This window comes from Pseudomonas sp. SDO5591_S426, assembly GCF_054070755.1.
In genome coordinates, this window is record NZ_JBSVXD010000153.1 from 1 (window position 1) to 14227 (window position 14227).

The 14227-nt window shown below is 59.4% G+C and carries 14 protein-coding genes; 9 read left to right on the plus strand and 5 right to left on the minus strand.

Annotated features, from left to right (window positions below; translation table 11 throughout):
* Positions 1-128: 128 nt before the first annotated feature.
* Positions 129-494, minus strand: a complete 366-nt coding sequence (locus ACW9JC_RS23115; RefSeq protein ID WP_457457847.1) for a tryptophan synthase subunit beta — start codon at positions 492-494, stop codon at positions 129-131.
* A 229-nt stretch (positions 495-723) separates the two neighbouring features.
* Between ACW9JC_RS23115 and ACW9JC_RS23120 the strand changes: the two genes are divergently transcribed.
* From ACW9JC_RS23120 to ACW9JC_RS23135, 4 genes are read left to right on the plus strand one after another with little or no spacing between them, the layout of a single operon-like run.
* Positions 724-1611, plus strand: a complete 888-nt coding sequence (locus tag ACW9JC_RS23120) for a TauD/TfdA dioxygenase family protein (protein ID WP_338584090.1) — start codon at positions 724-726, stop codon at positions 1609-1611.
* Between the two features lie 18 nt (positions 1612-1629).
* Positions 1630-2655 carry an ABC transporter substrate-binding protein gene (locus ACW9JC_RS23125; protein WP_457457849.1) on the plus strand — a complete coding sequence of 342 codons (1026 nt, stop codon included), beginning with the start codon at positions 1630-1632 and terminating at the stop codon, positions 2653-2655.
* 5 nt (positions 2656-2660) lie between these two features.
* Positions 2661-3521, plus strand: coding sequence for an ABC transporter ATP-binding protein (locus tag ACW9JC_RS23130; RefSeq protein WP_338584093.1), 861 nt, complete (start codon positions 2661-2663; stop codon positions 3519-3521).
* Between the two features lie 21 nt (positions 3522-3542).
* Positions 3543-4409 (plus strand): ABC transporter permease, encoded by an 867-nt coding sequence (locus tag ACW9JC_RS23135; RefSeq protein WP_457457851.1) that lies wholly within the window; start codon positions 3543-3545, stop codon positions 4407-4409.
* Between the two features lie 704 nt (positions 4410-5113).
* On the opposite strand, the gene ACW9JC_RS23140 is transcribed toward ACW9JC_RS23135, so the two are convergent.
* A complete protein-coding gene (locus ACW9JC_RS23140; protein WP_457457853.1) occupies positions 5114-5569 on the minus strand; it encodes an RHS repeat-associated core domain-containing protein in 456 nt (151 codons plus the stop codon).
* A gap of 79 nt (positions 5570-5648) precedes the next feature.
* Positions 5649-6587 carry an RHS repeat-associated core domain-containing protein gene (locus ACW9JC_RS23145; RefSeq protein ID WP_338584097.1) on the minus strand — a complete coding sequence of 313 codons (939 nt, stop codon included), beginning with the start codon at positions 6585-6587 and terminating at the stop codon, positions 5649-5651.
* A gap of 314 nt (positions 6588-6901) precedes the next feature.
* Between ACW9JC_RS23145 and ACW9JC_RS23150 the strand changes: the two genes are divergently transcribed.
* The 4 genes from ACW9JC_RS23150 to ACW9JC_RS23165 all read left to right on the plus strand — a co-directional run bounded on the left by ACW9JC_RS23150 (position 6902) and on the right by ACW9JC_RS23165 (position 12201).
* A complete protein-coding gene (locus tag ACW9JC_RS23150; protein WP_457457855.1) occupies positions 6902-7819 on the plus strand; it encodes a LysR family transcriptional regulator in 918 nt (305 codons plus the stop codon).
* Positions 7820-8039: 220 nt separating this feature from the next.
* Entirely contained in the window at positions 8040-9572 is a 1533-nt protein-coding gene (locus ACW9JC_RS23155) for an MFS transporter (protein WP_457457857.1), read from the plus strand.
* A gap of 26 nt (positions 9573-9598) precedes the next feature.
* Entirely contained in the window at positions 9599-10663 is a 1065-nt protein-coding gene (locus ACW9JC_RS23160; RefSeq protein ID WP_457457859.1) for an HlyD family secretion protein, read from the plus strand.
* Positions 10660-12201, plus strand: a complete 1542-nt coding sequence (locus ACW9JC_RS23165; RefSeq protein ID WP_457457861.1) for an efflux transporter outer membrane subunit — start codon at positions 10660-10662, stop codon at positions 12199-12201. Before ACW9JC_RS23160 ends, ACW9JC_RS23165 begins: the two co-directional genes overlap by 4 nt.
* 7 nt (positions 12202-12208) lie before the next feature.
* Here the strand turns inward: ACW9JC_RS23165 and ACW9JC_RS23170 are convergent, their stop codons facing one another.
* Entirely contained in the window at positions 12209-12967 is a 759-nt protein-coding gene (locus ACW9JC_RS23170) for a slipin family protein (protein WP_218440998.1), read from the minus strand.
* 2 nt (positions 12968-12969) lie between these two features.
* The gene (locus ACW9JC_RS23175; protein ID WP_457457864.1) at positions 12970-13500 is read right to left on the minus strand and encodes an NfeD family protein; all 531 of its coding nucleotides are present in this window, start codon (positions 13498-13500) and stop codon (positions 12970-12972) included.
* Positions 13501-13696: 196 nt separating this feature from the next.
* Between ACW9JC_RS23175 and ACW9JC_RS23180 the strand changes: the two genes are divergently transcribed.
* Positions 13697-14158, plus strand: a complete 462-nt coding sequence (locus tag ACW9JC_RS23180; RefSeq protein WP_457457865.1) for an aminoacyl-tRNA deacylase — start codon at positions 13697-13699, stop codon at positions 14156-14158.
* The last annotated feature ends 69 nt before the right edge of the window (positions 14159-14227 follow it).

Below are 14227 nucleotides of genomic sequence, written 5' to 3' on the forward strand. Positions count from 1 at the left end.
GGGATGTCATCGAGGGCAGGCCCGCTCCCACGGGTTTTGGGGTGGGGCACAAATCCGACACCCACCGGCAATCACTGTGGGAGCGGGCTTGCCCGCGATGGCGTCAGTGCAGGCGATGAAGAAAACGCTCAGATCAACCCATCCTCATCATCGCCCACCAAATGACTCAACCCGCCTAACGCCTCCCGCGCCTGGCTTCGGTCCATGAGTTTGGCCTGTGCCGGCGCCGGCAGGTCGGTGACGAGAATCACGCCTTTGCTGATCAGCACCTCGATCAAGTCGTCGAGTACCCGGATCATCTCCAGGTCGCTGTTCTGCAGTTGCTTGAGCTGTTTGATTTGCTTGAGCTGTTTGAGGCTCGTGGCCATGACTTCATTGGCGAACCAGGCCTGGAGGTCAGGGTGGTCGGCCGGCAGCGTTTCCGTGGATTCGGCGTAGGCTTCGGCTTCCACGCGCATCAGTTGTCCTTCTGTATTGCGTTGCACGTAGAACATGGAACATCCCTCTGAGAAGAACCGCGTCATGCTGTCAGCAGCATAGGCGAAATCAGCCATATGGTTATTCGCTAACGGTATTTAAAATAGTCTGCTTATATCTATAAAGTCACTCTCCTGCGTACCTGCCGACCAATCGGCGCGCCGCACGACACGAACCAACACGGGACCTCCGTGAGTTTCTGATCGACGCGCGCGCCCTTGAGCGTGCCGTGCGTGGGAGTGATTTATGTCAGCCGTATCCGCATCGCCAGCCATCGCGCCACAACTCTTTGAAATCCGCCCGTTCAGCGGTGCGGTGGGCGCCGAAATCATCGGCCTCGATTTGTCCCGCCCGATCAATGATCAGGACTTCGCCCGCATTCACCGCGCGCACCTGGATCATCACGTGGTGGTGTTCCGCGACCAGCGCATAACCCCTGAGCAACAGATCGATTTCAGCCGCCGATTTGGCGTGTTGCAGATCCATGTGCTCAAGCAGTTTTTGCTGGCGAACCACCCGGAAATCCTAATCGTTTCCAACATCGTCGAGAACGGCCAGAACATTGGCCTGGGTGATGCCGGCAAGTTCTGGCACTCCGATCTCTCCTACAAAGAACTGCCGAGCCTGGGCTCGATGCTGCACGCTCAGGAACTGCCGTCCGAGGGCGGCGACACGCTGTTCGCCGACATGCACAAAGCTTGGGACAGCTTGCCCGAGGCATTGCGCAAAGCGGTGGAAGGTCGTTCGGCCGCGCACTCCTACACGGCGCGTTACAGCGAGACCAAATTCGAAGGCAACTGGCGCCCGACCCTGACACCGGAACAGCTCGCCCAAGTCGCCGAAGTGGTGCACCCGGTCGTACGCACCCACCCCGAAAACGGCCGCAAGGCGTTGTTCGTCAGCGAAGGTTTCACCACCCGCATCGTTGGCCTGCCGGAGGACGAGAGCCAGCAACTGCTGTCCGAGCTCTACGCCCACAGCGTGCAGCCGCAAAACATCTACCGCCATCAATGGCAGGCCCACGACCTGGTGTTCTGGGACAACCGTTCGCTGATCCACCTTGCTGCCGGATGCCCCAGCTATCTACGCCGCAAGCTGTATCGCACCACCATCCAGGGCGACGCGCCTTTCTGATTTGCCGGAGATTTGACCATGTCCAAACGTCTTCCCTTTGCACCGCTGGCCGCCGCCATCGGCCTGGGTTTCAGCCTGATCGCCGGCAGCCTGGTGGCGCCGACCGTGGCCCATGCCGAAGGTGAAATCCGCATCGCCGAACAGTTCGGCATCGTTTACCTGCTGCTCAACGTGGTGCGCGATCAGAACCTGATCGAGAAGTACGGCAAGCAGGAAGGCATCGACATCAAGGTCGACTGGACGCAGCTTTCGGGCGGCGCGGCGGTCAATGATGCGTTGCTTTCCGGCTCGATCGACATTGCCGGTGCCGGCGTCGGTCCGTTGCTGACCATCTGGGATCGCACCCACGGCAAGCAGAACGTCAAAGCCGTGGCGTCCCTGGGCAACTTTCCGTACTACCTGGTGAGTAATAATCCGACGGTCAAAACCATCGCCGACTTCACCGAAAAGGACCGCATCGCCGTGCCGGCCGTAGGTGTTTCGGTGCAGTCGCGCTTCCTGCAATACGCCGCCGCCAAACAGTGGGGTGACAAGGAATTCAATCGCCTCGACAAGTACACCATCGCCGTTCCACACCCTGATGCGACCGCCGCGCTGGTAGCTGGTGGCACTGAGTTGACCGGGCATTTCTCCAATCCGCCCTTCCAGGATCAAGCGCTGACCAATCCGAATGTGCACGTGGTGCTCAACACCTATGACCTGCTCGGCCCGAACTCGCCGACCGTGCTGTTCGCCACCGAGAAATTCCGCAACGAAAACCCGAAAACCTACAATGCTTTCATCGACGCGCTAACCGAAGCAGCCACGTTTGCCCAGAACGATAAAGGCGCGGCAGCCGACACTTACATCCGCGTCACCAAAGCCAAAATCGACCGCGCCGCGCTGCTGAAAATCATCGACAACCCGCAGTTCGAATTCAGCGTCACGCCGAAAAACACGTACCCGCTGGCCGAGTTCCTCTACCGCGTTGGCGCGATCAAAAACAAACCGGATTCGTGGAAGGATTACTTCTTCCAGGACGCCAAACCGCTGCAAGGGAGCTGACCGAAATGAACGCCCCTTTGCAAGGCCACACGGTCAGCAAACCGATCGCGGCAGCCCAGGCGCTGCTGTCGGTCGATAACGTCAGCCTCGAATACCGCACGCCGCAGCGTGTAGTGCGGGCGACCCATCAAGTCAGTTTCGAGATCGATCCGGCGGACCGCTTTGTCCTGCTCGGGCCGTCCGGTTGCGGCAAGTCGACGTTGCTCAAAGCCGCCGCCGGGTTCATCCAGCCAGTGGAAGGCGAGATCCGTCTGCAAGGTCAGCGTGTTGATGCGCCGGGGCCGGACCGGATCGTGGTGTTCCAGGAGTTCGACCAGCTGCCGCCGTGGAAAACCGTCAAACAGAACGTGATGTTTCCGCTGCTGGCCTCGAAAACCCTCAAGCGCAAAGAGGCTGAAGAGCGGGCGCTGCACTATCTGGAAAAGGTCGGTCTGGCGGCGTTTGCCGATGCTTATCCGCACACGTTGTCGGGCGGCATGAAGGCGCGGGTTGCGATTGCGCGGGCGTTGGCGATGCAGCCGAAAATCCTTTTGATGGACGAACCGTTCGCCGCCCTCGATGCGCTGACCCGACGCAAGATGCAGGAAGAGTTGCTGCTGCTGTGGGAGGAAGTGCGTTTCACGCTGTTGTTCGTCACGCACTCCATCGAAGAGGCGTTGGTGGTGGGCAATCGCATCCTGTTGCTGTCGCCGCATCCGGGTCGGGTGCGGGCGGAAGTGCACAGCCATCAATACGATTTGCACAGCCTTGGTGGCGTGGCGTTTCAGGAGTCGGCGAGGCGTATCCATCGGTTGTTGTTCGATGAGGGTCAGTCGCCGGAAACCGAGCGCGAACTGGATTTTGCCGACATCCGCATCGCTTATTGAGCCAGTTGAGAGGAGGGCCCGATGAGCCATTTATCATCCCCGCGTGAAGAGTTCGAAACGGTTTTGCAGCCACTGACCAGCGTGCCGCTGGAGCGTGAATTACCCCTCGGCCAGCGTCTGTGGCAACAGGACTGGCTGCGCAAAAGCATGATCCTGATTTTGCTCGCCGTACTGTGGGAAGCCGCTTCGCGTTATACGAATAACGACCTGCTGCTGCCGAGTTTCGTGCAAACCGCTCATGCGCTGTACGACGGTCTGCTCAGCGGCGAATTGCTCGGCAAGGTATGGATTTCACTGGTGGTGCTGCTCAAGGGTTACCTGATCGGCATCGTCCTGGCGTTTGCCCTGACGACGCTGGCGGTGTCGACGCAATTCGGTCGCGATCTGCTCAGTACCCTGACCTCGATGTTCAACCCGTTGCCGGCGATTGCGCTGCTGCCGTTGGCGCTTCTGTGGTTCGGGTTGGGGCAGAACAGCCTGATTTTCGTGCTGGTGCATTCGGTGCTCTGGGCGCTGGCGCTGAACACCTACGCCGGGTTCCTCGGCGTTTCGGAAACCCTGCGCATGGCCGGGCGCAACTACGGCCTCAAGGGCATGCGTTTCGTACTGTTCATCCTGATCCCGGCAGCGCTGCCGTCGATCCTCGCCGGGCTGAAAATCGGCTGGGCGTTTGCCTGGCGGACGTTGATTGCGGCTGAGTTGGTGTTTGGTGCAACCAGCGGGAAGGGCGGGTTGGGGTGGTACATCTTTCAGAATCGTAATGAGCTGTATACCGACAAGGTTTTTGCCGGGTTGGCGGTGGTGATTCTGATTGGGTTGCTGGTGGAGAATCTGGTGTTTGACTCGTTGGAGCGGGTGACGGTGAGGCGGTGGGGGATGGTGCGGTAGGAGTAGCTCTAACAGCAGACCCGCGTATAACCGGTCTAGAACTCATCCCATTGTTCGGAATTAAGGCGTGCTTTAAATGTAGCGGTCTCCGTGGATACCATAATGTCGGTTGCCTCTTGGGGAACTTGGAGGCGTCGAGTCTCTAGAGGTTGGTGGGCTGGGACTTGGGCTTCGTTGAGTGGCCGGTGGATCCCTACGAATTGCAGCTACCGTAGCCGTAGGCCTATTGATCGAGCTATGTGTAGAACTCCCAACTGCGGCAGAAGTTGAGGGTCGTACCGAAGACGAAGCGGTGCTGCCATGCTGTACAGCACCGCTTGGAGACGGGCTTCCTACTCCGACAGGGTAAGCAATCGTAGAGCTTTGAGAGTTAAATGCTGCGGCTTTAGTGTCACTGTTCCAGAGTTGCATAGCCGGTGACGATCCAGACTTGGTCGATCTGCCGGTCAAACTACTCCCCTGGTAACTCACCTGAGATGTATTTGCTCCGCGAGAACTACCGCTCACTATCCAAGGTACTGCCGTATACGAACGATGCTCGGGGTGTGAAGAAAAACTAGAACCGTGAAGTTCACCACCATCGTTTCCCCAATAGATCTTGGGTTTATCCTTGGCGATGTAAGCCGCAGCGCCCGCAAGCGCCGACAAATCATTGTTTGACCCATAATCCCGATTTTTTTGTAAGGCACGCATCGCGTCAGCAGCTACATGAACATCAATTTTTGGAAGCCACTCCTATGGTTGGGGAGTTGAAACTGTCCAGCGATTTTGTTGCCGACAGACTTCCAGAATCCCATATGCCCCGTCGGATCAGATCGATTTACCGGATCCCCCACGCAATACATATATGCATTCAATCCACCCCGCCCAAACGGACTCCAACTGTCCGGACTATGAAAACGCATCAATCGCGGGTTGTAGGCGCGGTAACCGTTGCCAAGCAAATACCAACCAATGCTTGCTTCGCGTAACTGGCCATTGAACCCCAGCCGTGTCTCGACTTTCTGCTGCGCGGATTGCACGCCATACGCTAAGTAACCGATGGTGTTAGTGTGGCCATCGACGATTTCGCCAATGATGGTTTGGCTGCGGTCAGTCGCCAGCAACACTACTCGTGGCCCGCTGCGGTTGATTTGATCATCAGGCTCGGCTTGATTCATACCCTTCTCGGTGGTGGGGATACAGCGCTGAAGAGCGAGGCGTCGTTGACTCGACAAAAACCCTTAACGGTCGAGACTTTCATCGCCGCGAAGTCCATCCAGGTACAACCGCTCCGTCACTCTTACGAACAAGCGCTCCATACTCTTGTAACTGACTGGAACCCAGTGAGGGATCCGATCCGGATAAGGACCAGTCACTTGGATCACCTGATTGCCTGGACCGCCTGCTATAAGACGAGTCAGAGGACGAAGATGAAGACAAAGACGAGAATGAGGACCTTCGCGAAGACGGCTCAGGGAGCGACGACAGGTGCTCTGGTAATGGGTCGAATGGTGGTGGATTTCTATCGCGGGCTTCGCGTTGAAGATGTTCTTTCCCCAGCGGAGAAATATCATATCTTCTACCTATGCCTGTATTGTGGCGATCGGGGGGGCTAGTGCTGAATGATGGCTTTGAGGGTGAGATAGACGGCGGTGTACTGGTTGATGAACTGCCAGCGTGTAAAGCAGTAGAGGAATCATCCGATGATCCGCTCCGATTATTAAGATTGACAGTTCTGTGCTGTGCTCTCGGCTGCGGTTTGGGTGCGGTGAAGTGTGAATTACCGGGAATCAAGTTTTGGATGAGTTTCTTCACTGTCAACCAATCCCAATAATGTCCTGTTGGATCAAATCGATTGATCGGATCCCCCACGCAATACATATACGCATTCAACCCACCTCCACCAAACGGGCTCCAACTGTCCGGGCTATGAAAACGCATCAATCGTGGGTTGTAAGCGCGGTAGCCGTTGCCTAACAAGTACCAACGGATGTTTATTTCACGTAACTGGCCGTTAAACCCCAGTCGTGTTTCGACCTTTTGCTGTGCGGATTGCTCGCCATAAGCTGAGTAACCGATGGTGTTGGTCTGGCCTTTGACGATTTCGCCGATGATGGATTGGCTGCGGTCAACCGCCAGCAGCACTACGCTACGCCCGCTGCGGTTGTCTTGATCAACAGGTTTGGCTTGACTCATACCGGCACCCTCCAGGCAGTGGAGCAGGTCTTGAGTTTTACTCGCTTGAGTCGGGCTTGAGAACTATCAGAACTGATAGTTGCCAAGGTCGCGCATTTGGGTCTGCGCAGATGGATGTGGTGTTAGTTCGGCCGCCATCGCGAGCAGGCTCGCTCCTACATGGGTTCCTTGGCGTTCACAAAATCTGCGACCGGCCCAGATCCCCTGTAGGAGCGAGCCTGCTCGCGATGGGGCCGGTGCTGCTGGCATCCCATTCCGAGAATGTTTGATAGCATTGCGTCTGAATCAACTCCGATCATCCACGAGTGCTCGCCATGCAATTGCCAGACATGAACCTGTTGGTCGCCCTCGACGCGTTACTCGACGAGGGCAGTGTGGTGGGCGCGGCGCGGCGGATGAACCTGAGCCCGGCGGCGATGAGCCGGACGTTGACGCGGGTTCGCGAGGCGATTGGTGATCCGATCCTGGTGCGCGCCGGTCGAGGTCTGGTGCCCACGCCCAAGGCGCTGGAGTTGCGTGAGCAGGTGCGCGATGTGGTGGAGCAGGCCGCGCAGTTGTTTCATTCCGCGCGAGTAGTGGATCTGGGCAGTTTGCGTCGGCGGTTCAGTATCCGCGCCAACGATTTTTTTATCGGCATCTACGGCGGCAAGCTGTTCGACACCATGGAGCGTCAGGCCCCGCATTGCGAATTGCGTTTTGCGCCGGAAGGCGATGGCGATGACGAGGCGTTGCGCGAGGGGCGTATCGATATCAGCGTCAGCAACAACCGACCGCTGATGCCGGAAGTGAAGGTGCAGAACCTGTTTTCCACCCAGTTTGTCGGGCTGGTGCGTGAAGATCACCCGCTGCTCGATCAGGAGATCACCGCCGAGCGCTTTGCCGGGTATTCGCACATCAGCATGTCCCGTCGCGGCATTGCTCGGGGGCCAATCGATACGGCACTCAATGCGTTGGGGCTGGAGCGGCGGGTGGCGGTGATCGCGCCGAGTTTCCATGCGGCAATGTTTGCCTTGCCCGATTCCGACCTGATTCTGCCGGTGCCCAGGGAGACGCTATTGAGCGTGCGTCGACTGGGGCTGAAGCTGCGTTCGTTCACCCTGCCGATCCCGTTGCCGACCATCGTGCTCAACCAGGCCTGGCACCCGCGATTCGATAATGACCCCGCCCACCGCTGGCTGCGTGAAACGCTGAAAGCCTGTTGCGACGAGACCTGGCTCGCCGCTCAGCCATGATGCCCGCAAGGGGCCATTAACACCTATGGATGGTGGTTGAGCTGCCGCGGCGGTGTTAGTTTTTTACGTCATTTCCTGTGCGAGGCGAGTGTTCGTCCTCGCTTGATTGCCGTCGTTCGAATGCTGCGTCCCACGCACTTATAAAGTGCTGATAAGTCAGTTTTCGTCAGCGATGGGCATTCGTAGACTGCGACCTTCTATTTTCGGAGTTGAGAAACCGATGACCTCCCTGACGGCCTCGGTGCCTTTGGCTGCCCCTATGCCGGCCGCCGCGCCCATGGTGTTTGGTCCGCGGATCATCATCGGCCTGGTGGGCGTGTTGCTGGCGGTGCTGGTTTCGGGCCTGAACGAGGCGGTGACCAAGATTGCCCTGGCTGATATCCGTGGTGCGTTGGGCATCGGCTATGACGAAGGCACCTGGCTGGTCGCCAGTTACGCCGCGACCTCGGTGGCTGCCATGGCGTTTGCCCCGTGGTGCTCGGTGACGTTTTCGTTGCGGCGTTTCACCCTCTGCGCCATCGGTGCCTTCACCCTGCTGGGGGTGTTGTGCCCGTTGGCGCCGAACTACGAAAGTTTGCTGGTGCTGCGCACGCTGCAAGGCCTCGCCGGCGGCGCACTGCCACCGATGCTGATGACCGCCGCCCTGCGTTTTCTGCCGGCCAACGTAAAACTGTACGGCTTGGCCGGTTATACCCTGACGGCCACTTTTGGCCCGGGGCTGGGCACGCCGCTGGCCGGGCTCTGGACCGAATATGTCGGCTGGCAGTGGACCTTCTGGCAAATCGTCGTGCCGTGCCTGATTGCCATGGTCGCAGTGGGTTACGGCATTCCTAAGGACCCGCTGCGACTGGAGCGTTTCAAACAGTTCAACTGGCGCGGTTTGCTGCTGGGTTTTCCAGCGATTTGCATGCTGGTGATCGGCATTCTGCAGGGCAATCGTCTGGACTGGTTCGAGTCGAGCCTGATCTGCGGATTGCTGGTCGGCGGGGCGCTGTTGCTGGTGCTGTTCCTGATCAACGAGTGGTCGCAGCCGGTCCCGTTTTTCAAGATGCAGATGCTCGGCATCCGCAACCTGTCGTTCGCGTTGATCACCTTGGCCGGAGTGCTGGTGGTGTTGTCGGCGGTGGTGATTATTCCGTCGAGCTATCTGGCGCAGGTCCAGGGTTATCGCCCGGTGCAGACCGCACCGATCACGCTGCTGGCGGCGTTGCCACAGTTGATTGCGCTGCCGTTGGTGGCGGCGCTCTGCAACCTGCGCTGGGTCGATTGTCGCTGGGTGTTGGGGCTCGGTCTGAGCATGCTGGTGCTGTCCTGCATAGGCGGTTCACTGCTGACATCGGCATGGATTCGCGACGACTTCTATGTGCTGCAGTTGCTGCAGATTTTTGGTCAGCCAATGGCGGTACTGCCGCTGTTGATGCTCTCGACCGGCAGCATCAACCCGATGGACGGACCGTTCGCCTCGTCATGGTTCAACACCGTGAAAGGCCTGGCGGCGGTGATCGCCACGGGCGTGCTGGAAACCTTGACCACCCAGCGCCTGCACTTTCACTCGACGATGCTGGTGGATCGCCTCGGTAATTCCCCTCTGGTCGATAGCGACACTCCGGGCCTCGCCCATCGGCTGCATGAGCAGGCCGTAGTGTTGGCGGCCTCCGATCTTTACCTGTGCATGGCTGGCATCGCGGTGGCGCTGATCCTGCTGATTTTCTGGCTGCCGACGCGGATCTATCCGCCACGCGCACCGACCTGAATGCTCCACTGAAACTGAAGGTTTTTATGACGACTCAATCAAAGCAAAAAGTGGCCGTGGGCGCTGCCGTCGTGATCACGCTGGGCGTGCTGTTTTATCTGCTGGCGCCCAATCTGTTTGGCCAGCGCACGCAACAGAGCACCAATGACGCGTACGTCTCTGCGGACTACACCCTGGTAGTGCCGCGGGTTGCCGGGTTCATCAAACAGGTGTTGGTGGAAGACAATCAGCAGGTCAAGGCGGGGCAGTTGCTGGCCTTGATCGATGACCGCGATCTGCGCGCTGCCGCCGAAGCCGCCGCTGCCGAATCGTTGGTTGCGCAGGCACAACTGCAAAACGCTCGGGCCACTCTCGATCGTCAGGCATCGCTGATCGCTCAGGCGCAGGCGAAAGTGGTATCGGCCAAGGCTGAAACGGCTTTCGCCGAACATGAATTGAACCGCTACACCCACCTCGCCGGAGTCGGTGCGGGCACGGTGCAGAATGCGCAGCAGGCGCGTACGCGCATCGATCAGGCCGGTGCGCAATTGACCAACGCCACGGCGGTGCTGGCGGCGGAACGCAAGCAGGTGGATATCCTGACGGCGCAGCGTGACGCGGCGGAAGGCGGCTTGAAACGCGCGCAAGCGAAGCTGGAAATTGCCAGCTACGAGCTGTCATACACACGCATCGTTGCGCCGCAGGACGGCATGGTCGGTGAGCGTGCCGTGCGGGTCGGCGCCTATGTTACGCCGGGCAGCAAACTGCTCGCCGTAGTGCCGCTGGCGCAGGCGTATGTGGTGGCCAACTTTCAGGAAACCCAGTTGACGAATGTGCAACCGGGGCAAGACGTGCAGGTGCGGGTCGACACCTTTGGTGGCGCGCTGCTGAATGGGCGTGTCGAGAGCATCGCACCGGCCACGGGCGTGACGTTCGCGTCGGTCAAACCGGACAACGCGACCGGTAACTTCACCAAGGTTGTGCAGCGGATTCCGGTGAAAATCATGCTGGAGCCGGGGCAGCCGTTGGCTGAGCGGCTGCGGGTGGGGATGTCGGTGGAGGCGCGGATTGATACGGCCAGTGTTGGGGCGAATGAGGTTGTTCAGCGATGAAGATTTTCGTTGATCGTCCCGACGCCATCGCTAGCAGGCTAGCTCCCACAGGGGACCGCATTTCAATGTGGGAGCGGGCCTGCTCGCGAAGAGGTCGTTTTCCGCAACTCACTTTCTGCGCAGTACTCGTCATGGGGCTTTCGGCCTGCACCGTCGGCCCGGATTTTCAGAAGCTCGAAGCACAGCAAATCGCCGAGTGGTCGAAACCGTCAAAAGCCGCCGCCAGCCAGGCGATCACCGAGACGATGAACGAGCGTTGGTGGGAAGTATTCAACGACCCGAAGCTTTCCGCCCTGAGCCAGCGAGCACTGACCGACAACCTCGACCTGAAGCTCGCCAGCAGCCGCTTGCAGCAGAGCCGCGCCGTACGCCAGGTGGTGACAGCTGACCGCTACCCCACCAGCGCCGTCGGTGGCAGTTACACACGCAAACGCAACAGCGGCGAAGGCCTGATGGACCCGTCAGGGAACAACGGCGACTCCGCGTTCAACCTTTGGGATGCAGGTTTTTCCGCATCCTGGGAGCTGGATTTCTGGGGCCGCGTGCGCCGCGAAACCGAAGCCGCCGACGCCACCCTGGAGGTCGCGGAAAACGACCGTCGCGGCGTACTGTTGTCGGTGCTCGCCGAAACTGCGCAAAACTACATTCAGTTGCGCGGCGTACAAAACACCCGCGCCGTCACCGAGCAGAATCTCGACGTCGCTCGCCACAGTTTGAAGTTGTCGCAACTGCGTTTGTCGGATGGCGTTGCGACCGACCTGGATGTCGCTGAAGCCGCCGCACAAGTCGCCGCTATCGAGTCGCGACTGCCGGCGCTGGAGCAACGCCAGGCGCAATTGATCAACGCCCTGAGCCTGTTGATGGGCGAGCCGCCACACGCACTGGCGGCAGAGTTATCCAGCGACGCACCGGTGCCGCAAACGCCGCGTCAGGTCGCCATCGGTCTGCCGTCGCAACTGGCCGAGCGTCGTCCGGACATCCGCGAAGCCGAAGCCCGCCTGCATGCCGCGACCGCGAGCATCGGCGTGGCGAAGGGTGATTTTTATCCGCGCATCACACTCTCGGGCAATGTCGGTTCGCAAGCCATGCAACTGAGCGATTTCGGCTCGTGGGGCTCGCGTGCATTCGGCATCGGTCCGCAATTCAGCTTGCCGTTGTTCGACGGTGGACGATTGCGCGGCGTGCTGAATCTGCGTGAAGCACAACAACAGGAAGCGGCCATCGCGTACCAGCAAACCGTGCTGCGAGCCTGGCATGAAATCGACGATCAATTGAGCGCCTACAACGCCAGTCAACTGCGTCGCGACAGCCTCGCCGAAGCGGTTCGCCAGAACCAGATCGCCTTGCAAACCGCGCAACAGCAATACGTTGAAGGCGTGGTGGATTTCGTCAACGTGCTCACGGTTCAAAGCGCCTTGCTGGCGACTCAAGAACAATGGGTCGAAAGCTCCACCGGCGTTTCGCTGGCAGCCGTCGGCTTGTACAAGGCGCTGGGTGGCGGATGGCAGTCGGTGTATCCGCTGGCGGCGCAACGCTGAGTGTTGTTCAAGGTTTCGACGACAAATCCGCCATGCCCTTGAGCAGTTCGATCGGCAACGGAAAGACGATGGTCGAACTCTTGTCACCGGCAATCGAACTCAGCGTCTGCATGTAACGCAGCTGCATGGCGCCGGGCTGGCGGCCGAGCATTTCGGCTGCCTGCATGAGTTTTTCCGAGGCTTGCAGTTCGCCTTCGGCGTGGATCACTTTGGCCCGCCGCTCCCGTTCCGCCTCGGCCTGTTTGGCGATGGCGCGGATCATCGATTCGTTGAGGTCGACATGCTTGATTTCGACGTTGGCCACTTTGATCCCCCAGGCGTCGGTCTGGGCGTCGAGCACTTGCTGGATGTCGATGTTCAGCCGTTCGCGCTCCGCCAGCAGTTCATCGAGTTCGTGTTTACCGAGCACGGCACGCAAGGTGGTTTGCGCCAATTGGCTGGTGGCCATGAGAAAGTCTTCGACCTGGATGATCGCCTTCTGCGGGTCGAGCACGCGAAAGTACAGCACGGCGTTGACCTTGACCGACACGTTGTCGCGGGTGATCACGTCTTGCGCCGGTACGTCGAGGACCACGGTGCGCAGGTCGACGCGAACCATTTGCTGGACCACCGGAATCAACAGGATCAGGCCTGGGCCTTTGACCTGCCAGAAGCGTCCGAGCTGGAACACCACCCCGCGCTCGTATTCGCGCAGGATGCGGAAGGTCGCCCCTGCCAATGCGATCAACAGCAGTAGCAGTGCGACAAAACCCAGTTGCAATCCCATGGCTATTCTCCAGCCGCCACCGCGTCAGTCGCGGCCACTTCCAGCAATAATCCCTTGCGTGCCACCACCCGGACCCGTTGCCCGATTTGCAACGGCTTGGCGCTCGACACTTGCCAGCGCTCACCCTGCAAATGCACCCAACCGTGGCAGGCATCGCCGGCCTGTAACGACAAAACCGGCGTCACGCTGCCCAGCAGTCCGGCATCGCCGCTGACGTTTTGCCGCGGTCGGGTTTTCAGTGCGCGGATCAGCAGGAAAATCAGCAGCAGTGCGCTGATCAGTCCCAGGCCGATCATCAATGGGATGGGCATTTCGGTGTTGGTCAGGATCACCGCGCCGATCACGAACATCACAATCCCGCCCAGGCCGATCACGCCGTAATTGGGCAAGGCTGCCTCGGCGATCAGAAACGCAATGCCGAAGGTGATCAGCCAGATTCCGGCCGGGTTGGCAGCCAGTAATCCAGTGTCGGCGGCGAAGGTTTGGCTGCTCAACGCCAACAGAAATGCAATGGCACAACAACGTGTGTTCACGTGACCCTCCGCGAGAGTCGCTGGTGGTTCTGTATTCAGTTTAGTTGACTGATCGGTTGTATGAATTTTGCTCAAATGTCGACCTGTCCGATGGGCGGATTTCCCGCCGGATTGCAGCGACGGGCCTAGACTTTCAGTACGTGGAAAAGTGTTAACCATCGTCCGCCAGTCATTAATGCGGACACCGAGGTGCATCATGCGTATGGCAAGAACCGTGCTGAGAAGCCTGGAAAAGGCTCAATGCAACTACGACATCGTCACTCACCCACACTCGGCCAGCAGCCTCGAAACGGCGCGGGTCGCGGGCATTCCCGCCGAACGGGTGGCCAAGTCGGTGATCCTGGATGATCACCATGGGCATTACCTGATGGCCGTGCTGCCCGCCAGCCGTCATCTGGACCTGAGCAAAGTCCGCAGCAGCGGCGAGTGGCAGGTGTCACGGGAAAGCAATCTGCCGCATCTGTTCGATGACTGCGAACGTGGCGCCATACCGGCCCTGGGCGAGGCTTACGGGCTGGACGTGGTCATCGACCCGCTGCTGACGCGGCAGAAAGACATCTATCTGGAGGCTGGCAACCACACCAACCTGCTGCACATGAACATGCCGGACTTCCTGAAAATGGTGCCGCATGCGGAGGTGCGGGAGTTGAGTAACTAAGTCTTGCAGTGTTTTGTCTGCCGCCATCGCGGGCAAGCCTTGCTCCTACAGGGTTTCGCAGTGTCTGTA

Bases quoted from the DNA above. Each gene is read 5' to 3' on its own strand.
- ACW9JC_RS23115 (WP_457457847.1), bottom strand. From the start codon at position 494: ATGTTCTACGTGCAACGCAATACAGAAGGACAACTGATGCGCGTGGAA.
- ACW9JC_RS23120 (WP_338584090.1), top strand. From the start codon at position 724: ATGTCAGCCGTATCCGCATCGCCAGCCATCGCGCCACAACTCTTTGAA.
- ACW9JC_RS23125 (WP_457457849.1), top strand. From the start codon at position 1,630: ATGTCCAAACGTCTTCCCTTTGCACCGCTGGCCGCCGCCATCGGCCTG.
- ACW9JC_RS23130 (WP_338584093.1), top strand. From the start codon at position 2,661: ATGAACGCCCCTTTGCAAGGCCACACGGTCAGCAAACCGATCGCGGCA.
- ACW9JC_RS23135 (WP_457457851.1), top strand. From the start codon at position 3,543: ATGAGCCATTTATCATCCCCGCGTGAAGAGTTCGAAACGGTTTTGCAG.
- ACW9JC_RS23140 (WP_457457853.1), bottom strand. From the start codon at position 5,569: ATGAATCAAGCCGAGCCTGATGATCAAATCAACCGCAGCGGGCCACGA.
- ACW9JC_RS23145 (WP_338584097.1), bottom strand. From the start codon at position 6,587: ATGAGTCAAGCCAAACCTGTTGATCAAGACAACCGCAGCGGGCGTAGC.
- ACW9JC_RS23150 (WP_457457855.1), top strand. From the start codon at position 6,902: ATGCAATTGCCAGACATGAACCTGTTGGTCGCCCTCGACGCGTTACTC.
- ACW9JC_RS23155 (WP_457457857.1), top strand. From the start codon at position 8,040: ATGACCTCCCTGACGGCCTCGGTGCCTTTGGCTGCCCCTATGCCGGCC.
- ACW9JC_RS23160 (WP_457457859.1), top strand. From the start codon at position 9,599: ATGACGACTCAATCAAAGCAAAAAGTGGCCGTGGGCGCTGCCGTCGTG.
- ACW9JC_RS23165 (WP_457457861.1), top strand. From the start codon at position 10,660: ATGAAGATTTTCGTTGATCGTCCCGACGCCATCGCTAGCAGGCTAGCT.
- ACW9JC_RS23170 (WP_218440998.1), bottom strand. From the start codon at position 12,967: ATGGGATTGCAACTGGGTTTTGTCGCACTGCTACTGCTGTTGATCGCA.
- ACW9JC_RS23180 (WP_457457865.1), top strand. From the start codon at position 13,697: ATGCGTATGGCAAGAACCGTGCTGAGAAGCCTGGAAAAGGCTCAATGC.